Origin of the sequence: Azospirillum sp. B506 (assembly GCF_000333595.1) — a bacterium.
Classification (GTDB): domain Bacteria; phylum Pseudomonadota; class Alphaproteobacteria; order Azospirillales; family Azospirillaceae; genus Azospirillum.
On record NZ_BADK01000017.1, the window covers coordinates 1 to 1533 of the forward strand.

Genomic DNA, 1533 nt, shown 5'->3' on the forward strand with positions numbered 1-1533 from the left:
GGTCAGCGGCACGACGTCGTCTATCTCGGCTCGGCCGGCAACACGCTGCTGGTATCGGGTCTGGAGATCCTGGTCGGCGGTTCCGGCAACGACGCGGTGACGCTGGGCGATGGCGGCAACACGGTGCTGCTGCGCGGCATCGAGACGCTGACCGGCAACGGCGGCACCGATCTGCTGCTGTTGGGCGACACCGGCAACACCGCGACGGTGTCTCTGTTCGAGACCATCCTCGGCGGCACCGGCATCGACACCATCCTGCTCGGCAATGCCGGCTCCACGCTGGCGGTGTCGGGGGTGGAGACGCTGTCGGGCGGGGCCGGACTGGACGTGGTGACGTTGGGGTCGGGCGGCAGCACGCTGGCGACGGTGGCGGTGGAGACGCTGCTCGGCGGCAGCGGCCTGGATGTCGTGACGCTGGGCACCGGCGGCACGACGGTGCGGATCGCCGGCATCGAGTCGGTCACCGGCAACAGCGGGCGCGACGTCGTCCAGCTGTCGGACGGCGGCGGCACCTTCGTCGTCAACCTGCTGGAGACGCTGGTCGGCAGCTCGGGCAGCGACGTGGCGGTGGTCGGCGAGCTTGGCGGCGGCTCCACCCTGCTGATCGCCGGGCTGGAGATCCTGGTCGGCAATTCCGGTTCGGACATCGTCACGCTGAGCGACGGCGGGAACACCACGCTGCTGCGCATGCTTGAGACGCTGGTCGGCGGGAGCGGGGTGGATGCCATCACCATCGGCAACCGCGGCTCGACCATGACGGCGTCGAACCTGGAGACGCTGGTCGGCGGCTTCGCGCTGGACATCATCGCGCTGGGCAGCGGCGGCAACACGCTGCTGGTGTCGCAGCTTGAGACGCTGACCGGCGGGTCGGGGGTGGACATCGTGACGCTGGCCACCGCGGGCTTTGACAGTGCGGCGGACATGAACCGGGTGTCGGGCACCGCCGGCAACACGCTGCTGGTGTCGGGCCTGGAGACGCTGATCGGGTCGAGCGGCACCGACGTCGTCTATCTCGGCTCGGCCGGCAACACGCTGCTGGTATCGGGTCTGGAGATCCTGGTCGGCGGTTCCGGCAACGACGCGGTGACGCTGGGCGATGGCGGCAACACGGTGCTGCTGCGCGGCATCGAGACGCTGACCGGCAACGGCGGCACCGATCTGCTGCTGTTGGGCGACACCGGCAACACCGCGACGGTGTCTCTGTTCGAGACCATTCTCGGCGGCACCGGCATCGACACCATCCTGCTCGGCAATGCCGGCTCCACGCTGGCGGTGTCGGGGGTGGAGACGCTGTCGGGCGGGGCCGGACTGGACGTGGTGACGTTGGGGTCGGGCGGCAGCACGCTGGCGACGGTGGCGGTGGAGACGCTGCTCGGCGGCAGCGGCCTGGATGTCGTGACGCTGGGCACCGGCGGCACGACGGTGCGGATCGCCGGCATCGAGTCGGTCACCGGCAACAGCGGGCGCGACGTCGTCCAGCTGTCGGACGGCGGCGGCACTTCGTCGTCAACCTGCTGGAGACGCTGGTCGGCA

1 protein-coding gene is annotated in these 1533 nt (G+C 70.4%); it reads left to right on the forward strand.

Going from position 1 to position 1533, the window contains the following annotated elements; genetic code table 11:
* Positions 1 to 1533: calcium-binding protein (locus tag I71_RS38065; protein ID WP_042688639.1), on the forward strand; the 1533-nt coding region annotated here is incomplete at both ends.